General features: G+C 67.8%; 22 protein-coding genes. 6 read left to right on the top strand and 16 right to left on the bottom strand.

The features are described 5' to 3' along the window. The 3 genes from G579_RS0102595 to G579_RS19415 form a co-directional block, all read left to right on the top strand. The coding region (locus G579_RS0102595) for an IS5 family transposase (protein WP_028988941.1) at positions 1-289 on the top strand (289 nt) is incomplete at its 5' end. Between the two features lie 470 nt (positions 290-759). Next, on the top strand, positions 760-1,041 hold the full coding sequence (locus G579_RS19755; RefSeq protein WP_230973772.1) for a phage integrase N-terminal SAM-like domain-containing protein: 282 nt from the start codon (positions 760-762) through the stop codon (positions 1,039-1,041). 15 nt (positions 1,042-1,056) lie between these two features. Next, complete coding sequence (locus tag G579_RS19415) at positions 1,057-1,671, top strand: integron integrase (protein WP_269137042.1); 615 nt, start codon at positions 1,057-1,059, stop codon at positions 1,669-1,671. Here G579_RS19415 and tadA read toward each other — a convergent pair whose 3' ends face one another. From tadA to G579_RS0102570, 4 genes are all read right to left on the bottom strand, one after another. Beyond that, positions 1,672-2,151, bottom strand: coding sequence for a tRNA adenosine(34) deaminase TadA (gene tadA, locus G579_RS0102585; RefSeq protein ID WP_028988940.1), 480 nt, complete (start codon positions 2,149-2,151; stop codon positions 1,672-1,674). It abuts the gene before it with no gap. A 309-nt stretch (positions 2,152-2,460) separates the two neighbouring features. After that, positions 2,461-4,005, bottom strand: a complete 1,545-nt coding sequence (gene guaA / locus G579_RS0102580; protein ID WP_028988939.1) for a glutamine-hydrolyzing GMP synthase — start codon at positions 4,003-4,005, stop codon at positions 2,461-2,463. 3 nt (positions 4,006-4,008) lie between these two features. Next, the gene (guaB, locus tag G579_RS0102575) at positions 4,009-5,469 is read right to left on the bottom strand and encodes an IMP dehydrogenase (protein ID WP_028988938.1); all 1,461 of its coding nucleotides are present in this window, start codon (positions 5,467-5,469) and stop codon (positions 4,009-4,011) included. Positions 5,470-5,652: 183 nt separating this feature from the next. After that, complete coding sequence (locus G579_RS0102570; protein WP_028988937.1) at positions 5,653-5,877, bottom strand: YgaP family membrane protein; 225 nt, start codon at positions 5,875-5,877, stop codon at positions 5,653-5,655. Positions 5,878-5,971: 94 nt separating this feature from the next. On the opposite strand from G579_RS0102570, the gene xseA reads away from it, so the two are divergent. Beyond that, positions 5,972-7,369, top strand: coding sequence for an exodeoxyribonuclease VII large subunit (xseA, locus tag G579_RS15420; protein WP_051180740.1), 1,398 nt, complete (start codon positions 5,972-5,974; stop codon positions 7,367-7,369). Positions 7,370-7,382: 13 nt separating this feature from the next. Here the strand turns inward: xseA and G579_RS15415 are convergent, their stop codons facing one another. Beyond that, positions 7,383-9,341, bottom strand: coding sequence for a cytochrome c/FTR1 family iron permease (locus G579_RS15415; protein ID WP_155989716.1), 1,959 nt, complete (start codon positions 9,339-9,341; stop codon positions 7,383-7,385). A 280-nt stretch (positions 9,342-9,621) separates the two neighbouring features. Between G579_RS15415 and G579_RS0102555 the strand changes: the two genes are divergently transcribed. Then, positions 9,622-10,647, top strand: coding sequence for a mechanosensitive ion channel family protein (locus G579_RS0102555; protein ID WP_028988936.1), 1,026 nt, complete (start codon positions 9,622-9,624; stop codon positions 10,645-10,647). After that, positions 10,644-12,014, top strand: coding sequence for a DUF2254 domain-containing protein (locus G579_RS15410; RefSeq protein WP_051180738.1), 1,371 nt, complete (start codon positions 10,644-10,646; stop codon positions 12,012-12,014). The genes G579_RS0102555 and G579_RS15410 overlap by 4 nt, the downstream gene beginning before the upstream one ends. A gap of 8 nt (positions 12,015-12,022) precedes the next feature. Here the strand turns inward: G579_RS15410 and G579_RS0102545 are convergent, their stop codons facing one another. The 11 genes from G579_RS0102545 to G579_RS18050 all read right to left on the bottom strand — a co-directional run bounded on the left by G579_RS0102545 (position 12,023) and on the right by G579_RS18050 (position 21,116). Next, positions 12,023-12,562, bottom strand: coding sequence for a DUF421 domain-containing protein (locus G579_RS0102545; RefSeq protein ID WP_038017676.1), 540 nt, complete (start codon positions 12,560-12,562; stop codon positions 12,023-12,025). A gap of 50 nt (positions 12,563-12,612) precedes the next feature. Next, positions 12,613-13,437 (bottom strand): hypothetical protein, encoded by an 825-nt coding sequence (locus tag G579_RS0102540; protein ID WP_028988934.1) that lies wholly within the window; start codon positions 13,435-13,437, stop codon positions 12,613-12,615. Between the two features lie 367 nt (positions 13,438-13,804). Further along, a complete protein-coding gene (locus G579_RS15405) occupies positions 13,805-14,344 on the bottom strand; it encodes a 2'-5' RNA ligase family protein (RefSeq protein WP_051180737.1) in 540 nt (179 codons plus the stop codon). 9 nt (positions 14,345-14,353) lie between these two features. Continuing rightward, the gene (locus tag G579_RS0102530; protein ID WP_155989715.1) at positions 14,354-14,860 is read right to left on the bottom strand and encodes a DsrE family protein; all 507 of its coding nucleotides are present in this window, start codon (positions 14,858-14,860) and stop codon (positions 14,354-14,356) included. A 98-nt stretch (positions 14,861-14,958) separates the two neighbouring features. Beyond that, a complete protein-coding gene (locus tag G579_RS0102525; protein WP_028988932.1) occupies positions 14,959-15,327 on the bottom strand; it encodes a VOC family protein in 369 nt (122 codons plus the stop codon). A 29-nt stretch (positions 15,328-15,356) separates the two neighbouring features. Then, positions 15,357-16,220, bottom strand: a complete 864-nt coding sequence (locus tag G579_RS0102520) for an MBL fold metallo-hydrolase (RefSeq protein WP_028988931.1) — start codon at positions 16,218-16,220, stop codon at positions 15,357-15,359. Positions 16,221-16,346: 126 nt separating this feature from the next. Continuing rightward, complete coding sequence (gene mug / locus G579_RS0102515) at positions 16,347-16,904, bottom strand: G/U mismatch-specific DNA glycosylase (RefSeq protein ID WP_051180736.1); 558 nt, start codon at positions 16,902-16,904, stop codon at positions 16,347-16,349. Positions 16,905-16,970: 66 nt separating this feature from the next. After that, positions 16,971-17,744, bottom strand: a complete 774-nt coding sequence (gene elyC / locus G579_RS0102510; protein WP_028988929.1) for an envelope biogenesis factor ElyC — start codon at positions 17,742-17,744, stop codon at positions 16,971-16,973. Positions 17,745-17,847: 103 nt separating this feature from the next. Further along, the gene (gene der / locus G579_RS0102505) at positions 17,848-19,212 is read right to left on the bottom strand and encodes a ribosome biogenesis GTPase Der (RefSeq protein WP_028988928.1); all 1,365 of its coding nucleotides are present in this window, start codon (positions 19,210-19,212) and stop codon (positions 17,848-17,850) included. Positions 19,213-19,304: 92 nt separating this feature from the next. Beyond that, the gene (bamB, locus tag G579_RS0102500) at positions 19,305-20,477 is read right to left on the bottom strand and encodes an outer membrane protein assembly factor BamB (protein WP_028988927.1); all 1,173 of its coding nucleotides are present in this window, start codon (positions 20,475-20,477) and stop codon (positions 19,305-19,307) included. Positions 20,478-20,480: 3 nt separating this feature from the next. Beyond that, positions 20,481-21,116, bottom strand: a complete 636-nt coding sequence (locus tag G579_RS18050; protein WP_155989714.1) for a YfgM family protein — start codon at positions 21,114-21,116, stop codon at positions 20,481-20,483. Positions 21,117-21,206 lie beyond the last annotated feature (90 nt).

Genomic DNA, 21,206 nt, shown 5'->3' with positions numbered 1-21,206 from the left:
ACTGATCCAGGATCAGCCGGCCGAATTCATCGTGGCCGACAAGGGCTACGATTCGGATGCCTTCGTCGAAACAATTACGACGCAGGGCGGTCAGGCGGTAATCCCGCCGCGTTCCAACCGACTCAACCCCCGCTCGTTCGACCGGCATATCTACAAGAGCCGCAATCTGATCGAGCGTTTCTTCGCTCGCATCAAGCAATTCAGACGCATCGCCACGCGTTACGACAAGCTCGCCCACTCCTTCCTGTCGTTCGTCCATCTGGCTTGTTCCATCGTCTGGTTGGCTTGATTGAGAACAGACCCTAGGGCAGCCAAAGGGGCCAGTTTGGGTTCTGCAATTACACCTGCCACAGTTAAGCTTAGGTCTCCGAAGTCGCTCGCAAACTTTCGCCAGTTCAGCCACAAATTACCAGCCTTTCTGGACATGCCGCCGCTTGTACCTCATGAGTAAATTGTGACGTACTTCATCACAACTGGTGGATCAAGCGGTGGCGCTAGAGAGCAGAAAGTATCCACTAATCGCTCCGCCAATTTGGAGTCTCTTGGATCGAGTGACGCTGCTGCTATCCGGATTAGCTCCGCGCGCTTTTCGCGCATGCAGTCGCTGTCTAGTGTGTATTCCATGAGAAGAGGCCTAATTTGTATTACATACCCTAACTGGCGCAGGTTTTACGCCAGTATGGTGTGCAACATTTCCCCATGTCAAGCACGCGACTAAGTGCCAAATCTTTGACGATTTTACCCACCCTAACCACAAAAATGACTACGCCATCGAAAACAGCAGGTATCCTCACCAGCCTAGCCAAGCCAAAGCTGCTGGATCAGGTAAGAGACCTCATCCGCACCAAGCATTATAGCCTGCGCACGGAGCAGGCCTATTTGGGCTGGATCAGGCGATTCATCCTGTTTCATCGCAAGCGCCATCCCCTGGAGCTGGGCGCTCCCGAGGTGCTGAATCAGCCCCTGCCCTGGCTGGACAATCTGACCCGTGCCAAGCGGCCGGCCCGCTTGCCGGTGGTGCTGACGGTGACGGAGGTATAGCTACTGCTCGCGCGCATGGCGGGTACGGTGGGGTTGGCTGCGCGCCTGCTTTATGGCACCGGGATGCGCTTGATGGAATGCGTACGGCTGCGGGTGCAGGACGTGGATTTTGCCGCCCGCCAGATCACGGTGCGGGACGGCAAGGGCGGCAAGGACCGGGTGACGGTGCTGCCGGATGCGTTGATCGCGCCCTTGCAGGCGCATCTGATGCAGGTGCAGGCGTTGCATGAGGCGGATGTGCGGGCGGGATTCGGCGAGGTCTATTTGCCTTTTGCGCTGGAGCGCAAGTACCCCCATGCCGGTCGCTCCTGGGCCTGGCAGTACGTGTTCCCGGCCCGCGGCTTGTCGGTTGACCCGCGCAGCGGCAAGACGCGCCGGCATCACATGGATGAAAAGGCGATCCAGCGCGCGATGAAGCAGGCCCTGCATGACACGGGCATCAGCAAGCCGGCTTCTCCGCATACCCTGCGACATTCCTTTGCCACGCATCTGCTGCAATCGGGCTACGACATCCGCACGGTGCAGGAACTGTTGGGACACAAGGACGTGAGCACGACCATGATCTATACGCATGTGCTGAACCGGGGCGGCCGGGGCGTGCAGAGTCCGCTGGACATGCTGTCGCGCTGATCAGCGCCGGCTTCTGAAAAACGCCCTCAGCATCGCCCCCGCCTCTTCCGCCAATACGCCGCCGGTCACCGCGACCTGATGGTTCAGCCGAGCATCAGCCAGCACCTGATACAAACTCTGCACCGCCCCGGTCTTGGGGTCCGGCGCCCCGAAGACCAGCCGCTGGATGCGGGCGTGGATCATGGCGCCGGCGCACATGAGGCAGGGTTCGAGGGTGACGTAGAGGGTGGTGCCGGCGAGGCGGTAGTTGTCGAGACGTTGGGCGGCGGCGCGCAGAGCGAGGGTTTCGGCGTGGGCGGTCGGGTCGCGGGTGGCGATGGGCTGGTTCCAGCCCTCGCCGAGGAGGCTGCCGTCGGGGCCGACGAGGACGGCGCCGATGGGGACTTCGCCCTGGGATTCGGCGTAGCGGGCGAGTTCGAGGGCGCGGCGCATCCAGTGGAGGTCGGCTTCGGGGGTGTTGGGGGTCGGGGGGGTGGCCATCGGGGGTTGGGTTTTGATTTTGTTGGGGTGTTGGCCCCTGCCCTCACCCCGGCTCTCTCCCGGAGGGAGAGGGAGCGGGGCGATGGCGGGGGTGGGTGTTAGGTTGGGTTTTCAGGGGCGTTTTCGCTTATCCGCATGACCGGGAGTTCGGAAGAGCAGGTCGCGGGCAAGATCGCTCCTACAGATTCGCTCCCCAGCACCGGACGGGTCAGCCACTGCCTTATCGCGGGCAAGCCCGCTCCTGCATGCTCCGTTGCGGCTCCGGTATCACGAATCACATTTCACCAGTCACGCGACTCACGTCCCCGCTCACTCCCACTCGATGGTGGCGGGCGGCTTGGAGGAGATGTCGTAGACCATGCGGTTGATGCCCTTGACTTCGTTGATGACGCGGCTGGAGATGCGGGCCAGGACCTCGTAGGGCAGGTGCGCCCAGTCGGCGGTCATGCCGTCGACGGACTCCACGGCGCGCAGGCAGATGGCCTGCTCGTAGGTGCGCTCGTCGCCCATGACGCCCACGCTCTGCACCGGCAGCAGCACGGCGAAGGACTGCCAGACGCGGTCGTAGAGGCCGGCTTCCTTGATCTCTTCGAGGACGATGGCGTCGGCCTGGCGCAGGATGGCGAGCTTCTCGGCCGTGACTTCGCCCAGGCAGCGGATGGCCAGGCCCGGCCCCGGGAAGGGCTGGCGGCGGATCATTTCCTCGGGCATGCCGAGCTCGCGGCCCAGCTCGCGCACCTCGTCCTTGAAGAGCTCGCGCACCGGCTCGACGAGCTTGAGCTGCATGCGCTCGGGCAGGCCGCCGACGTTGTGGTGGGACTTGATGGTGGCGCTCGGGCCCTTGAAGGAGATGGACTCGATCACGTCCGGGTAGAGCGTGCCCTGGGCCAGGAACTGCACGTCGCCGATCTGCTTGGCCTCGGCCTCGAAGACCTCGATGAAGGTGCGGCCGATGATCTTGCGCTTCTCCTCGGGGTCGGTGACGCCCTTGAGGCGGTCCAGGAAGAGGTCGGCGGCGTCGATCACGCGCAGGGGGATGTGGAAGTACTCGCGGAACACGGTGGCGACGCGCTCGGCCTCGCCGCTGCGCAGCAGGCCGTTGTCCACGAAGATGCAGGTGAGCTGGTCGCCGATGGCCTTGTGGATGAGCACGGAGACCACCGAGGAGTCCACGCCGCCGGACAGGGCGGAGATGACGTGGCCGTCGCCCACCTGGGCGCGGATGGCGTTGGTGCTGGTCTCGATGAAGGAGCTCATGGTCCAATCGCCCTCGCAGCCGCAGACGCCGCGCACGAAGGCGGTGAGGATCTCGGCGCCGCGCGGGGTGTGCACCACTTCCGTGTGGAACTGGATGCCGTAGAGCCGGCGCTGGGGATCATGGATGGCGGCGTAGGGCGAGTTGTCGGTATAGGCCAGGCGCTCGAAGCCGGGCGGCATGGCCTCGATGCGGTCGCCGTGGCTCATCCATACTTCCTGGGGCTGGCCGCTGCCGCCGAAGGGGGCGAAGATGCCCTCCCCCTTCTCGATGCGGATGTGGGCGCGGCCGTACTCGCGGTGGGTGGCCTTGGCCACCTGGCCGCCCAACAGGTGGGTCATGAGCTGCATGCCGTAGCAGATGCCCAGCACCGGCACGCCGAGCTCGAAGAGCGCCTTGTCCACCATGGGCGCGCCCTCCTGCTGCACGGAGAAGGGGCTGCCCGAGAGGATGATGCCCTTGGGATCGAAGTCCCGGACGAAGTCCAGGTCCACCGTGCAGGGGTGGATCTCGCAATAAACGTGCGCCTCGCGCACCCGGCGGGCGATGAGCTGGGTGTACTGGGAGCCGAAGTCCAGGATGAGAATGCGTTCGTTCATTGCTTAGTCGACCCGGTAATTGGGGGATTCCTTGGTGATGGTCACGTCGTGGACATGGCTCTCGCGCACGCCCGCCTGGGTGATCTTGATAAACTGCGGCTTGCTGCGCATGCTCTCGATGTCGCCGCAGCCGGTGTAGCCCATGCTGGCCTTGAGGCCGCCCATGAGCTGGTGGATCACGTTGCCCGCCGGGCCCTTGTAGGGCACGCGGCCTTCCACGCCCTCGGGCACCAGCTTGGGCGCCTCCTTGGTGCCTTCCTGGAAGTAGCGGTCGGCGGAGCCCTGCTGCATGGCGCCCAGGGAGCCCATGCCGCGGTAGGACTTGTAGGAACGGCCCTGGAACAGCTCGATCTCGCCGGGCGCCTCGTCGGTGCCGGCCAGCAGGCCGCCGACCATGATGCTGTAGGCGCCGGCGGCGACCGCCTTGGCCAGGTCGCCGGAGAAGCGGATGCCGCCGTCGGCGATCAGCGGGATGCCATGATCCTTCAGGGCCTCGGCCACGTTGGCGATGGCGGTGATCTGCGGCACGCCGACGCCGGCGACGATGCGGGTGGTGCAGATGGAGCCGGGGCCGATGCCGACCTTGACGCCGTCGGCGCCCGCCTCCACCAGAGCCAGGGCCGCCTCGGCGGTGGCGATGTTGCCGCCGATGACCTGCACCTCGGGGAAGTGGGTCTTGATCCAGCGCACGCGGTCGAGCACGCCCTGGGAATGGCCGTGGGCGGTGTCCACCACGATGACGTCCACCCCCGCCTCCACCAGCGCCGCCACCCGGGCATCGGTGCCCTCGCCCACGCCCACCGCCGCGCCCACGCGCAGGCTGCCGTGGCTGTCGCGGCAGGCCAGGGGGTGCTCGGTGGCCTTCTCGATGTCCTTGACCGTAATGAGGCCGCGCAGGGCGAAGTGGTCGTTGACCACCAGGATCTTTTCGATGCGGTGCTTGTGCAGCAGCGCCTTGACCTCTTCCAGCGGCGTGCCCTCGGCAACGGTGACCAGGCGCTCCTTCGGCGTCATCACGGTGGAGACCGGGGCCTCCAGGCGCGTCTCGAAGCGCAGGTCGCGGTTGGTCACCAGGCCCACCAGCGCCTCGCCGTCGATCACCGGCACGCCGGAGATGCCGTGCTCGGCCATGAGGCCCATGACGTCGCGGATGGTGGCGTTGGGGCGCGTGGTGATGGGGTCCTTGATGATGCCCGCCTCGAATTTCTTGACCCGGCGCACCTGGGCCGCCTGCTGCTCGACGCCCATGTTCTTGTGGATGATGCCGATGCCGCCTTCCTGCGCCATGGCGATGGCCATAGCCGCCTCGGTGACCGTGTCCATGGCCGCCGACACCAGCGGGATGTTGAGCTGGATGCCGCGGGTCAGGCGGGTCTGCAGGCTGACTTCGCGGGGCAGCACGTTGGAGTAGGCGGGGACCAGCAGAACATCGTCAAAGGTCAGCGCTTCTTGGATCACTCGCATGACGGGCCTTTTGTGAATAACGCAGGTGATAAAACGAGCACGGGGCCAAGGCCTGCCGGCTTTGCCCCGTGAGAAAAAAGCAGTCCCGCCGAGGCGGGCGTGGCACGCCTCGGCGCGCCGTTCAGCAGATTGAACGGGCTATTTTATACTGTTGAGGGCGCGATGAAAACTCATCGGCGCGATTTACGCCTCGTGCTTGTGCCCGGGCACCGGCGGCTTGTTGTGGCAGGTATCGGTGCCCAGAATGGCATAGGCCGGGCAGAAGCGGGTAAAGGCGGTGGCCAGCACCACGATGCCCAGCAACCCCCACCAGCGGGCCGGGCCCTCCAGCAGGAAGAGCAGACTGAGCAGGACGAGGCCGAGGATGATCCGGATGGTCCGATCGATGTTGCCGACATTCGCTCTCATGACACGCCCTCCAAGGAAATTTGCGCAATTCAGGAGCCAAGCGGTATCTTTAGATGCCGTGCCTCAATTATAGCAGAGTTCCAAGTTGCCGAATATGCTGGATCTTTTTCCGCCCTCCCCGTCCGCGGGCGCCGACCGGCGCCCGGTCTACAGCGTCAGCCAGCTCAACCGCGAGGCGCGCACGCTGCTGGAAAAGGCCTTTCCGCTCATCTGGATCGAGGGGGAGATCTCCAATCTGGCCTGCCCGGCCTCCGGCCACTGGTACTTCACCCTCAAGGACAGCCAGGCGCAGGTGCGCTGCGCCATGTTCCGCAACCGCAACCAGCTGCTGCGCTTCCGCCCCAAGGACGGCATGCACGTGCTGGCGCGGGTGCAGATCAGCCTCTTCGAGGGCCGGGGCGAGTTCCAGCTCATTGTCGAGCACCTGGAAGAAGCCGGCGAAGGCGCCCTGCAGCGCGCCTTCGAGGCGCTGAAGCTGAAGCTGCAGGCCGAGGGGCTCTTCGACGCGGCGCGCAAGCGCCCCCTGCCCCGCTGGCCGCGCCGGGTGGGCGTCATCACCTCGCCCACGGGCGCGGCCGTGCGCGACATCCTGTCCACCCTCCAGCGGCGCTGGCCGCGCCTGGCGGTGTGCGTCTATCCGGTGGCCGTGCAGGGCGCCGAGGCGGTGCCGACCATCGTCGCCGCCCTGGCCCGGGCCAGCGCCCGCCGCCAGGAGGACGTGCTGATCCTGGCGCGCGGCGGCGGCTCCCTGGAGGACCTGTGGGCCTTCAACGATGAGGCGGTGGCCCGCGCCATCTGCGACTGCGCCATCCCGGTGGTCAGCGGCGTCGGCCACGAAATCGACTTCACCATCGCCGATCTGGCGGCCGATCTGCGCGCCCCCACGCCCACCGCCGCGGCGGAGCTGGTGAGCCAGGACGTGGCGGAGTGGCTGCCGCGCACCCGCGAGCTGGAGGCGCGCCTGGCGCTGGCCATGCGCCGGCGCCTGAACGACGGCAGCCAGCGGCTGGACGGCCTGCAGCAGCGGCTGCAGCACCCCGGCAGCCGCATCCGGCAGATGCGCCAGCGGGTGGAGGAGCTGCACCTGCGCCTCGCTTATCAGATGCAGCGCGGCCTCCAGCACGACAAGCTGCGCCTGCAGCGCGCCCGCGACAACCTGCTGCGCTGCGGCCCGGCGCGGCAGTTGCCGCTGCTGCGCCAGCAGCTCGCGCGCGCCGAGCACAGCCTGGCGCGCCTGGGCCGGCAGACGATTGCCATGCATCGGGAACGGGCCCATCACTGGGTCCGCCAACTGGATCTGGTCAGCCCGCTGAAGGTGCTGGACCGCGGCTACGCCATCGTCAGCGATGAGCGCAACTGCATCGTGCAGGACAGCAGTCAGGTAAGCGTCGGCGAGCGGATCGGCGTGCGGTTGGCGCGCGGCCATCTGCATTGCCGGGTGGAAGAAAGCGCGGCCGAGGCCGTGCCCCAGCCGCCGGAGATCTGCGACTGAGGCGCCCGCCCGCTCAGTGCGCCGGGCGCATGCGCGGCGTCCAGACGAAGGTGTAGAAGACGGCGAAGAGCATGGCCGCCAGCAGCAATCCCTGCAGGGCCAGGCTCTCCAGGGTGGGATAGACGCCGAGCCAGTCGATGCGGACGAAGGCCACCGGCGTGGTGGGCAGCCAGCCCGCCTCCTGCAGCGCCAGCACGCCCTTGCCGGCGAACACGAAGGCGAGCAGATAGAGGAGCGCCGAGCTGGCGGCGAAGAAAGGCCGCAGCGGCAGGCGCACGCCGAGGCGGAAGATCGCCCAGATCAGCACGAGCAGCACCGCCACCGCGCTCAGTGTGCCGACGATCACCGATGTCTGCCCTTGGGGCCCCGCCTGCACCCACAGCGCCTGATAAAAGAGCACCGTCTCGAAGAGCTCGCGGTAAACGGCGATGAAGGACACCCCCGCCAGTGCCCACATGGAGCCCTTGCCGGTCGCACGCTGGATCTTCTCGTGCAGGAATTGCTTCCACTTGTGCACTTCCAGGTTGGCGATGAGCCAGTAGCTCACGTAGAAGAGGATCAGCACCGCCACCATGGCGCTCACCCCTTCGATCACCTCGCGATTGGCCCCGGTGATCGCGATCAGCTTGCCCGCCGCCCACCAGGTGCCGAAGCCCAGCAGGATGGCGCCGATCCAGCCGATGTGCACGTAGTGCAGGATGTCGCGACGGTTGGCGCGCACCAGCAGAGTGACGATGGCGGCGACCACCAGCACCGCCTCCAAGCCCTCCCGCAGCAGGATGGTGAAGGCGCTGAGGAAGCCCGCGGCGGGCGACAGGCCGCGCTGGGACAGGGCCGCTTCCACGGCATCCAGCTCGGGCAGGAGGCCCCGGTACAGGGTCCCGACCTCGGCCACGGACTCGCGGGCGCGGATGGCATTGCGATAGGCGCCCATCTGCTGCTCGATGCGGGTGCGCAGCGCGGGATCGACGGCGTTCAGGGCCGGCTCGACGGCCTCGAAGCCGTCCAAGTAGGCGGATACCGCCAGACTGTAGGCCTGAGCCTGCTGGCCGGCCTGATAGGCCTGCCAGGAAGCCTCCAGGCGCGCCCGGGTCAGGGCGATGGCGGAGGTGCTGCCGCGCACCGCCTCCGGGTGGCTGCGCAGGTAGGCCAGCACCGCCTGGGCGGCTGGATCGGCCTGCGCCCCAAGGAGTTCGTGGTCGGACTTTGCCGACAGGCCCTGCAGCCCGCCGAAGCGGTCCAGCCAGGCGGCGGGCTCGCCGGCGAAGAGCGCCTGGCCGCGATGCACTTGGCCTTCGTCGTAGCGCAGGCTGTACAGATAGAAGGCCAAATCCCAGACCTGCTGGTCGGAGAACTGCGGATAGGCGCCCATGGCCGTGCCGTTGACGCCGAAGCGGATGGTGTTGTGCAGGCCGTAGGGGCTGAGGGTGTCCAGGCGCGCCCGGTCGTGGAAATTGGTGGGCGCCGGCTCCAGGCCGCGGGCCTGCGGCCCGTCGCCGAAGCCCTTGGCGCCGTGGCAGGAGACGCAATTCTGCGCGAAAAGGCGGGCGCCATTTTCCAGGGAAGGCGCCTGCGCGGGCGCCGTCTGCAGTTGCAGGCTGCTCAGCAGCGCCCCGCGCACCTGGCCGGCCCGCTGCTTGACCACGTCGGCGTCCGCCTTGGACTCCACCGCCTGGACCAGGGCCGCCATGTCCTCCTGCAGGCCCCGGTTGTCCGCCACCGAGGGCAACTCCGCCAGGAGCTCCCGGGCACGCTGCACGAATTCCTGCTGCTCCGCGTATTCCGCTTCGCTCGCCACCCGCCCGTGCTGCACGGCGCCCTCGTAGTCGGCGGAGACATAGGCCAGGATGTGCACGATGCGCTGAGCACGCTCCTGCTCCGCCGGGGTGGCGGGTGCGGCGAGGGCCGCCTGGGCGCCGCTCAGCAGCAAAAGAAACAAAAAAAGCGTGCGCATCAGAGGGTGAGTAACCATGGCCAGCTGCTCATAAGTGAGAATCATTCGCGGATACGCTACTTTTTCACAGTTGCAGCGCTTTGTAAAGATTTGCGGCGTGCCGCTTTCACCGGCAACGGTCGCCATTTGCGATGCAGCTTCCCTGTTGTGGTCACGGGAAACAGAAGCGCGATCGGCGCGTGCGCAAAGCACCCGGGCAGCGGCGCGGGCCGGCAGGCTTATACGCTGACGGTCCGATTGATCGTGGGGGCGTTTCATGGTGAATCAGGGAAATGAGCACTTTTCTCAAGGTGGCATCATGAATCTGGATATGACGGATGCGCTCATCGCCGTGCAGGACATGCTCAACGGCTTCATCGAGCGGCTGCCCTACATCGTGGTGGCCCTGCTGGTGTTCGCGCTCTTTTACCTGGCGGGCAGAACGGTGCGCCACGGCATCCGGCGCTTCAGCGCGCGCCGTCATCGCCATCGCAACCTCGGCCTGGTGTTGGGCCGGCTGGCGCAGGCGCTGATCATTTTCGTCGGCACCCTGGTCGCGCTGGTCATCGTTCTCCCTTCTTTTCGACCTGGCCAACTGGTGCAGTTGCTCGGCATCGGCAGCGTGGCCATTGGTTTCGCCTTCCGCGACATCCTGCAAAATTTCATGGCGGGCATCCTGCTGCTCCTGCACGAGCCTTTCCGCATCGGCGACCAGATCCGGGTCGCCGCTTTCGAAGGCGTGGTCGAGGATATCCAGACTCGCGCCACCATGATCCGCACCTATGACGGGCGCCGCATCGTCATTCCCAACGCGAAGCTCTTCACCGATGCGGTCATCGTGAACACCGCCTATGCCCAGCGGCGCCTGGAATACGAGCTCGGCATCGGCTATGGCGACGATATCGAGGACGCCAAGGCACTCATGCTGCAAGCAGTGCAGGAGGTGCCAGGGGTGCTGGCCGAACCGGCGCCGGACGTGCTCGTGGTCGGCCTGGCGGGCAGTGCGATCAAGCTGCGCGTGCGCTGGTGGATCGAGCCGCCGCGCCAGGCCGACGCCCTCGATGCCCAGGACCAGGTCCTGGCCGCTATCCGCCGGGCCTTGGGCGAGCACGGCATCGATCTGCCCTTCGAAACCCGGGTGCTGCTCTTTCACGATCAGACCGAAAGCAGCGACGGCGATCGGCGGCGCCAGCGTGAGGGCTGGCCGGCGGGACCGGGCGAGGCGCCGCACGCGCGGACCATCGCCGGAGCCATCCAGCAGCTGGCCCAGGCCGTGGCTCGCAGCGGCAGCAATGCTGGCGGCGCCCAGCCGGACAGGCGCCGCAACGCGGACGAGCAGCCATGAAAACGCGTCTGACTCGCTGGTGGGACGCACTACGCAGCAGCCTGTGGTTCGTTCCCATGCTCATGACGCTGGCGGCGGTGGCCCTGGCCTTTGCCACGGTCCAAGCGGACGAGCGAATCGGATACGAGTGGATACGGACGGTCGGCTGGCTGTGGACCGGCGGTCCGGAGGGCGCCCGCGAGGTGCTGTCCACCATCGCCGGCTCCATGATCACCGTCGCCGGCGTGACCTTTTCCATCACCGTCGTGACACTCACTCTGGCCTCCAACCAGTTCGGTCCCCGCCTGCTGCGCAATTTCATGCGCGATACGGGCAATCAGATCGTGCTCGGCACCTTCATCGCCACTTTCATCTACTGCCTGCTGGTACTGCGTACGGTCCGCGCGGTCGAAGCAACGCAGTTCGTGCCCTATCTCTCCGTCACCGCGGGGGTCCTGCTGGCCACCATCAGCCTGGGCGTGCTGATCTACTTCATTCACCACGTTTCCGAGTCGATTCAGGCGGAAAACCTGATTGCCGTGGTGGCGGCGGAACTCCAGGCCGGCATCGACCGGCTCTTCCCGGACGAGCTGGGACAGGCACCGCAGACGCCCGCGGCCCCCGCCCCCGCGTCAGCAGATTCCACCATGGACGACGCAGACCGTTGCATGATCCGGAGCCGGCACAGCGGCTACGTGCAGGCCGTGGAGAGTGAAACGCTGCTCGCCATCGCCAGCAACCGCGACCTGATCCTGCATCTGCTGTGCCGCCCCGGCGACTTCGTCACCCGCGACGACCCGCTGGCGGCCGCCTGGCCTGCCGGGCGCTGCGATGCGCGCCTGGCCCGCCGGATTTGCGGCGCCTTTCTCATCGGCCGGCACCGCACACCGACCCAGGACGTCGAGTATGCCGTGCATCAACTGGTGGAAATCGCGGTGCGCGCGCTCTCGCCCGGCATCAATGATCCATTCACGGCCATGAACTGCCTGGACTGGCTGGGTGCCGCCCTTGCCCAACTGGCGCAAAGAGACATGCCGGGCCGTCAGCGCCACGATGCACGCGGGCAGCTGCGCATCATCGCGGAAAACGGCACCTTTGCGGCCGTCGCCAATGCCGCCTTCAATCAGATCCGGCAGTACGGGCGGGGCAGCGCCAGCGTCGTGCTCCACATGCTGGATGTCATCGCCGCCGTCGCTCCTCGGTTGTGCCGTGAAGAGGATCGCAAGGCGTTGCTGCGGCACGCAGCCCAGGTCGAAGGCGACGCGCGCGCAAGCCTGCCCAATGAGATGGACCGGCAGGTGGTCGCGGCGCGCTATCAACGGACCGTGGCAGCCCTGAACGGGCGGCAGGCCAATACCGCAAAAGTGTGCGGCTCAAGCGCCGAGTAGGCTGCGCCTCAGTCCGGACTCGCCGCCGGCCGCGCCACATTCGCCAGCGCGGAGGCGTCGGCCGCCTGCTCCTGCCGCGGCACCACGGTGAAGCTGCCGTCCGTTTCCAGCACCACCGCCTCCACCATTTCCAAGCGGGCAATGCCCTGCGCGCGCACGGCGGCGCGAATCTCCGGCTCGGTCACGCGCTCGCGCCGCATGGCCTGCCGCAGAAAACGGCCGCGGTGAAACAGCAGGGCCGGTTCCGCCTTGACGAAGTGCAGCACGTGCGATGAGCGGACCGACAGCCAAGTCACGGCAAGCTGCAGGAAGATGAGCACGGCGAAGGCCAGCACCCCTTCGGCCAAAGCGATGTCCTTGGACAGCAAGACCGTAGCCAGGGTCGAGCCGAGCGCCACCGTGACGACGAGATCGAAGGCATTCATCTTGGAGAGGGTGCGCTTGCCGGACAACCGCAACAGGACGACCAGGGCGACATAGGCCGACACGCCAACCACCAGCACGCGCCCGAGGGCCGACCAGCCGCTGAAAAAGACTTCGCTGACCATCAGCCCTCCCCCCTTGCAGTCGCCACGGAGCTCCGGTGAATCAGCACCGCTCAACCGACGTGCGGCGGCATGGGAATGCCGACCCACTCGTAGAGCGCCGCCCGATGCCTCTGCCAATGCTCTTGGATGTGCTCCACGGCAGGCCGGCCGTCCAGCTGCCAGTCCGCCTGCTTGACGTTGAGCCCGACGAAGTGGGCGCCACAGCGGCCGAGGGCCGGCAGGTGCGGCGGGAAAGGCGAGCAGATGCTGACCTCATCGACGGTGACCAGGAACGGGTCGCTCCCGCGCGACAGCGCAGCCACCTGCAGTCCCTGCTCGTCCAGTTCCGAGGCAAGGGTGACGGGCTGCGCTTGCAGCACCCGCTGCAGGGCGGCCTGCAGGTCGAAGCCGGGCGGCAGGCCGCGGATGCCCGAGTTGCGGGGCGCCGGGCCGCACAAATCGGCGAACTGGCCGAAGCAGGCGCGTACGTCCTCGGCCAGAAGGCAGGCCTGCGGATCGTCGGCGGCCAACCACTGGGCCAAGCCGCCAGGCATCTGCCAGAGGATGCAGTCGTTGTCGAGGGCCAGCTCGCAGCGATCTGGAAAGCAGCGCAGCGGTGCCAGCTTCCAGCCCACTCCCTCCGCCAGGCCGCCGTCGAAATGGGGCGCCAAAAAGGCCGGCAGGTCGCCGTTGGCGTCGTACCAGCGTACCGCACCGGGCACCTCGCCCGTCCGGGCGCGGGCTTCCGCCAGCGGGATGCAGTTGACGCAGACCACGTACTCGGCCTCCGGCCCGAACAAGCGCCAAGCTCCCCAGAGGGACAGGCGCAGCGCCTCGAAACCGCGCTCGCTGACATCGCCGATGGTCCATCTCACCCCAAGCAAACGCTCCGCCATGCAGCCCCTCCTCTGCCCCGCCGCTGCAAGCGGCAGCGGCGCACGAGTCGGGGAGCATAGCTGTCGCGCCTGGCAGGCACATGGATATTTCGTCTTAGGCAGGACAGCCGATCGCGGGCAAGCCCGCTCCTACGCATCATGGGCACGAGCCGGATTGGGGAGCAGCCACGGCGGGACCTCGCCCTGCGCGCTCCCGGGCGGGTGAGGTATCCGGGGCGAGCGTGGTGCCAAGCCACATGCGGGATGGAGAATACGCGCCATCCCTTTGTGCCATCGCATTGCACCGAGCTGGCAGGCAACGAGCACGCGCAGAGACGTGGGAGCGGGCTTGCCCGCTCCTACAAAATGCGCCCGCGCACTGGGCAGGCTAGGCGCTGGCATCGTCCAGCCGACAGCGCCAGGGGAATTGCCATCCTTCGATGTCATGCCAGCCCCGGGCGGGGTCGGCCGGCGTCACCAGCGCCACTTCGTCGAAGCGGATCTCCTCCAGATCGAGAGACAGGCTGTCGATGATGCGGCGCTTGTCGGCCGCGGGCAGGTCCGCGTAGATGAGGCTCAGGTGCGGCTGCAATTGGTAATCCACCGGCCGGGCCAGCGCCGCCCTTACCCGCTGGGACAGCAGGGTGAGGGCGGGATGCTCCGCCAGGTCGATGAAGAGGCTCTTGAAGAACTGGTCGGTGCAATCCAGGCCGCGAACCCTGAGCGCCATGGGTCCGAGGCCCCGGACCGCCTGGCGCAGGATCTCCGGCAGGTCATCCTGTGGGGTATGCACCCCGCCGTAGATGGTGACGTGCGGCGCGAAGGGGCGGCTGCCGTGGCGGGCGGCCAGGTCGCGGATGAGCTGCGCCAGTTGCGTCCTTTCCGCGTCGCCGGGCAGCAGCCAGAAGGAAAACGGCTGACTATCCATCTGCCCCTCTCAGAATACCGGCACCAGATGATAACCCTGATTCTGGTAGCCGATCAGGGAAATGAAGCCGTCGCCCACCAGCTTGAGCTCCGGCAGCACGGTGGCGTTGTCGATGTTGAAGGCCTTGGTGGCCACGGCGCAGATCTCCTGCCTGACGCCGAGGGCCTTAAGGGCCCGCACGGACGCGGCGATGCGCTTGAGGGCGTCCTCGTGCTCCAGTGCGGTATCGGCGTCCGGCGCCGTGGTGAGATAGCGCACGCTCGGGCCGATGTAGACCAGGATGAGATCGGGCTTCACCCCCTGGCGCACGAAGCCGGCGTGGGTGCCCTGGATGACTTCCAGGTAGAAGGCGAGCTTGTTGGGATCGCCGATGTCCACCAGGAACACGCCCTTACCGGTCTTCATGCCGCGCAGGGCGTCGGCGTCATTGATTTCCGCGGCCCGGGCGGTCGCCGCCAAGGTCAGGCTCATCAGGATCACGGAAAGGAAGTATGCCGCTTGTCTGGCCATTCTCATCGTACTGCCTGCTCCTTTGCATGGTTCTGGCGGTGCCGCAACGTGGTCGCGCCGCGCAGGCCCGGCACCCGGCCTGCGCGGCGCGCTGTGCCATCCGCCTACTCGGGCCGATGGCAGACGGCTTCGATGTTGTTGCCGTCGGGATCGAGCACGAAGGCGGCGTAATAATCGGGGTGGTACTGGGGCCGCAGCCCCGGCCCGCCGTTGTCGGTGCCGCCCGCCGCCAGGGCCGCCTGGTAGAAGGCCGTCACCGTGGCCCGGTCGGGGCTGACAAAGGCCACGTGAGCCATCCCCGGACCCGAGCCGTCCCGGCCGATCCAGAAATCCGGATGCCCATCCACGCCGAAGCCGGCCGCCTCGCTGTCGAATTCCAGCCGCAGCGCGTAGCCCAGGGGGCGCAGGGCCTGCTCGTAGAAGGACTTGCTGCGCTGATAGTCAGCCACCCGAATGCCGATGTGGTCCAGCATGCTCGTGCCCTCCCCTTGCCCTGGCCTGCCTAGCGGCCGGATGCCAGCACCTCGAAGCGGTAGGTGTCGCCGTGGTGCAGATAGTGGACTTCGGTGTCCAGCCCCGCCTCCGCCACCGCCTTCATGAAGTCCGCCAGCGGGGATTTGAATACAGTATAGTCGTTGTAATGGATCGGGATGGCCGTGCGCGGGCGGATGAGGCGCAGGATCTGCACGCCCTGCCTGGCATCCATGCTGACCAGCAGGCCGAGCACGCGCGTGCCGCCCAGGTGCAGCAGGGCAAGGTCGATGCGCGGATAGCGCCGGGGAATCTCCTCGATCGCTTCGTAGAGCAGCGTATCACCGGTGATGTAGAGCCGCAGGCGCGGCGCCTCCTCCCCGTCGGCGCCCCACTCCAGCAGGCTGCCCATCACCGGCGGCAGCAGCGTGCTCAGCACGCCGGGAGCGTGGCGGCCGGGCATGGCGGTGATACGCAGCCACACTTCCCCCTTGCGCAGCAGGAGGCTGTCCCAGGTGGCGAGCCCCTGTGCCTTGCCGAAGCCCTTGTGCGCCAGGACGCGGGCGGCATGGCGGGTGGTGACGATGGGCAGCGTCCTGGGCAGCTTCGCCTCCGCCACGTGATCCCAGTGATCGCCGTGCATGTGGGACAGCACGCACAGATCGAGGGGCGGCAGGGCTTCGACCTCGACGGCCGGATCGGTCAGGCGCTCGGTGGTGATGCCGTAGCCCAGATGGGCGTGATCGCCGGCATGCAGGAAGTTGGGATCGGTGAGCAGCGTAAGGCCGCCATAGCGGATCACGGTGGTGGCGGTGCCCACGAAAAAGATGGAACCCTGCGCCAGCTCCGCCGCATTGGCGCTGCCGGGCAGGGAGAGGGTATGGGACGGGGCCATGCTGCCTCCTAGGCGCGGATCGGGCGAACGGTGCAGATCAACGCACAAAGAGCCAGCATGGATGCGGGCGCATCCGGCGCCAAGGGACCTTTTGCCCATGGACCGGCGCGGCGTTGCCGGAACAGCTCAGCCCGTGGCTTCGGCGGCAAGGCGCAGTTCGCGGAACAGGGCGGCGAGCTCGTCGAGCTGATAGTGGGCGTTCAGGCCGCTGGGGTTGGGCAGCACCCACAGCATCGCCTCCCCGAGCCGCTCCGCCTGCGGGCCCAGGCCGGCCTGTCGGCGGCCGAAGGCGCTGCGGTAGGCGCCGACCCCCAGCACGGCGACGAAGCGCGGGGCATAGCGACGCACCTTGGCCTCCAGGCGCGGCCGGCCGGCGGCCAGTTCCGCCGCCGCGAGGTCGGCCGCCGTCGCCGTGGCCCGCTCCACCAAGTTGGTGATGCCGCAACCGCAGTCCAACAATTCCTGCTCCTCGTGCGGCGCCAGCAGCCGGGACGTGAAGCCGGCGGCGTGCAGGGCCGGCCAGAAGCGGTTGCCGGGCCGCGCGAAGTGATGGCCGGTGGCGCCCGAGTAGAGCCCTGGGTTGATCCCGCAGAACAGCACCCGCAGGCCGGGCGCGATCACGTCGGGCACGGTCTTGCCGGCGGCGGCCAGGAGCTCCGCCTTGCTGGGTTTCCATCGCGACATAGCAATCACCGCATCACAAGCTTGGGCCTCAGCAGTGTAACGGAGCTGAACGGCGGCCGCAGCCGCTCACACGGCGCCGCGCAGCGCGGCCCAGGCCAGGCCCAGATATTCGTAGGCCGCGCGCTCCGCCTTGCGCAGGCTCATGGCGCCGGGATACAGCATGGCGGGACTGAAGGCCTGCGGCTCCTTGGCCAGGTAGTCGGTGGGCGCGGGGATCGGCGCCAGGCCCCGCTTTCGGAACAGCGCCACGGCGCGCGGCATGTGGGCGGCGGAGGTGACCAGCACGAAGCGGTCGCGGCCGAGGATGGGCTGGAGCCGGCGCGCCTGCTCTTCCGTGTCCATGGACAGCCGGTCCAGCGCCAGATCCGCCTGCGGCACGCCCAGGGCAAGCGCCAGCCGCGCCATGCCGTCGGCCTCGGCCACCGGATTGAAGACCGGTCCGCCGGACAGCAGCAGCCGGGTGCCAGGCAACTGGCGCTGCAGGCGGATGCCCTCCACCAGCCGGGCCAGAGAGGAAGCCGTGAGCTGGCTGGTGGCCGGCACGCGCGGATCGGACACCTGCCCGCCGCCCAGCACCACCACCCAGCGGATCGGCGGCGCGGCGGGATCTTGCAGCGCGGCGGGATCGAAGGGCGGGTAGCGGTGTTCCAGCGGCGCCAGGAGGGCGTTGGCGACCGGGCCGTAGCTGAGCAGGACGAGCACGGCCGCCGCCAGGGAAGCAAGGGTCAACCCCAGGCGGCGCCGCGTGAACCACAGCAGCGCCAGGCCCGCCAGCAGCGCGAGCAGCAGCAGGGGCACCGGAAAGAACAAGGGCGCGACGAGCTTTTTCAGGAAGAACATGCAGGCTCCGGGATGGGCCGACGAGCTTTTTTCTATGCTGGCGGCGGGCCATGCCAGCACCAGCCGCGGGCCGACGCCTGCGGCGCGGACCGCGCAGGCGGGCTCAGCGCCTGGCCGGCTTGCGTCGGGCGGCGGGGCGCGGCGCCGGACGGGCCGCGAAGGGGTTTTCGCCCTGCTTGAAGACCAGGCGCACGGGCACGCCCTCCAGCTTGAGCACCTTGCGATAGGTGGCTTCCAGATAGCGCCGGTAGGCATCGGGCAGCTCATCCACCCGCGAGCCGTGCACCACCAGGGTCACCGGGTTATGGCCGCCCTGGTGCACGTAGCGCAGCTTGATGCGGTGACCGCGCACCAAGGGCGGCTGATGGGCGGCGACGGCGTCGGCCAGGATCTTGTTGAGCTGGGCGGTGCTGAAGTGCCGCTCGGCACCGGCGGCCAGCTTGTCGATGCTCTTGTAGAGATCGCCCACGCCGGTGCCGTGCAGGGCGCTGATGAAGTGCACCGGCGCATAGGTCAGGAACGGCAGGCGCCGCTCCAACTGCCCTTTGATCCACTCGCGCTGATGCTGCTCCAGGCCGTCCCACTTGTTCACGGCCACGATGATGGCCCGCCCCATCTCCAGCGCCAAGCCGGCCAGATGGGCGTCCTGCTCGCTGATCTCGCTGCGGGCGTCCAGCACCAGGATGACCACCGTGGCGTCTTCCAGGGCCTTGAGCGTCTTGATCACGCTCAGCTTCTCGATGCCGCCCTGGACCCGGGCCCGGCGGCGCACGCCGGCGGTGTCGATCATGACGTACTGCTTGCCATGGCGCTCGAAGGGGATGTAGATGCTGTCGCGGGTGGTGCCGGGCATGTCGTAGACGATGACGCGCTCCTCGCCCAGCATGCGGTTGACCAGGGTGGATTTGCCCACGTTGGGGCGGCCCAGAACGGCGATGCGCGGCCCCTGGGCCGTGGGCGCCGCCTCGGCCTCCTGCGGCAGGGCCGGCAGCACGCGGGCCATCAGCTCGGCCACGCCGCTGCCGTGGGCGGCGGAGATGGGCTCGGGCTCGCCCAGCCCCAGGGCATGGAAGTCGGCAGCGGGAAACTGATCGCCCAGCCCCTCGGCCTTGTTGACCGCCAGGAAGACCGGCCGGCCGCTGCGGCGCAGATAGGCGGCGATCTCCTCGTCCTCGGGGTGCAGGCCGGTGCGCGCGTCCACCACGAAGATCACCACGTCGGCCTCGTCGATGGCAGCGCGGGTCTGGCGGGCCATCTCGGCGACGATGCCCTCCTTCTGCTCCGGCTCGAAGCCGCCCGTATCCACCACCAGGTAGGCGCGCTCGCCCATCTTGCCGGTACCGTACTGGCGGTCGCGGGTCAGGCCGGGCAGGTCCGCCACCAGGGCGTCGCGGCTCTTGGTCAGCCGGTTGAAGAGCGTGGACTTGCCCACGTTGGGCCGGCCCACCAGGGCGATGATCGGTTGCATAATGAATGACACTTGGCGGCGTCCGTGGGTGGATGCCGCAGGTTGAATGGGAGATGCTTAATTAGACACTCGAAAGTGCCGGCTGCTGCCGCTCAGCGCCTGGCAACCCGCAGCCGGTACAGACTGCCTTCCCGGCTCAGGGCCAGGGCACCGTCGCCGAAGGCCACCGGGGCGCTCTGCAGGCCGGTGGCGGCGATGCGCGCTTGGCCGATGCGGCGTCCGCTCTCGGGGTCGAAGGCAAAGAGATAGCCGGCGCGGTCGCCCACCAGCAAGGTGCCCTGGACCAGCGCCGGACCGGTCACGCCGCGTCCCTGGATCTGGTCGTTGCGCCACAGAGTGGCGCCGGTGCGCGGATCGATGGCGTAGAGGACGTCCTGCGCGTCGGTCAGGTAAAGCCGGTCGTTGGCCAGCAGCAGCGGATTGAAGACGGACATGTCCCGGCTCCAGCTTTCCGCGCCCGAGCTGCGGTTGAAGGCGCCCAGCTTGCCCTGGTAAGTGCCTGCGATGATGCTGTCGCCCATGAGCACGGGCGTGGCGTCGGCATCCACCAGGCGCTCCAGCTCCGTGCGCCCGCGCGGCGTGGCGACGGGTACCTGCCACAGCAGGTGACCGTCGCGGGCGTCGAGGGCCGCCAGCTCGCCGCTGGAAAATGCGGCATAGACCGTGTCCTGGTCTGCCAGCGGCGTGGCCGCCCCGCGCAGGCTCAGGGAGGGAATGGTGGCCGAGTAGGACCACTGCTGAGCGCCGTCCTTGGCGCTCAGGGACCAGAGCTTGCCGTCGTTGGTTTGCGCCAGCAGGCGATCTCCCGCCGGCACCACGCGCGTGATCACTTCGGAGCTCAGCGCGCTGCGCCAGAGCACCTGCCCCTGGCTCAGGGACAAGGCGGTCACGAAGCCGGCGTCATTGCCCACGTACACTCGGTCGCCGGCAATGGTGCCGCCGGCGGAAATGCGCCCATCCAGCTGCCGGCGCCACAGCTCCCGGCCCGCGCCGTTGAGGGCGATCACGTTGCCGCGGCTGTCGCCCACGACGATGCGGTCGCCCGCGACGGCGACCTGGGTCGCCTGGTACGGATCCACCCGCCAGCCGCCGTACAAGCGCGCCTGCCACGCCGTGCTCAGCTTGACGCGCTGGTCCGCGGCCGTCACGGGAGTGGGCTTGGCCAGCTTGGCCGGCCCGCCGGAAAACATGCCGCAACCGCTGAGGGCGGAGCCGAGGACCAGGACAGCGACGGCAGTGGCGAGACCGCGGGAGCGCTTCGGCATGGCTCAGGCAGCCTCCCCGAGGTCATCCAGCTTGAGCTGCACGATGGCGCGGTAGGGATCGTTCTGATCCAGCTTCGCCAGCGCGGCCTGGTAGGCCTTGCGCGCATCGGCCGGACGCTTGAGGGCCAGGTACGCGTCGCCGCGCAGCTCCTCGTATTCGGCCGCGAATTCGCCGGGATTGAGGCTCTGCAGATCCTTCAGGGCGTCGGCGGCCTTGCCCTGGCCGAGGTGAATGCGGGCCAGGGTCAGCGCGGCGAAGCGGTCGAAGCCGGTGGGCAGATCCGCCTGCTTGAGCTTGGCCAGCCGCGCGGCGGCCTGGGCGATGTTGCCCGCGTCCACGTCCATGCGCGCCAGATACAGCTGCGCCAGCATGGCGTAAGTGGTGCCATCATAGTCCTTGCTCAGCTTTTCCGCGTTGGCCCGGGCCGACTTGGCATTCTTCTGCTCATACTGCTGGGTCATCTGGCTGAAGAGGGTCGAGGCCTTCTCGTTCTGCTGCGTCCGGTAGCTCTTGTAGCCCCAATAGCCGGCGCCCGCGAGGGCCGCCACCAGCACGGCCGCCAGGATGGGCCTGCCGAAGCGGCTGAAGAAGGACTTGGCCTGCTGCATCTGTTCTCCGTGAGTCAAATTCGCGTTCACCACTTTTTCCTCGTTATGAAATCCGGCCCCTGCGGCCGCGCACCGATCCTGGCTCCCTTGCGGTGCTCCGAAAAATGCAGGCTAAGTATG

The organism is Thermithiobacillus tepidarius DSM 3134, from assembly GCF_000423825.1.
Lineage (GTDB): Bacteria > Pseudomonadota > Gammaproteobacteria > Acidithiobacillales > Thermithiobacillaceae > Thermithiobacillus > Thermithiobacillus tepidarius.
The sequence above is the reverse complement of the archived record's forward strand: the minus strand, read 5'-3'. Positions and strand labels throughout refer to the sequence as shown.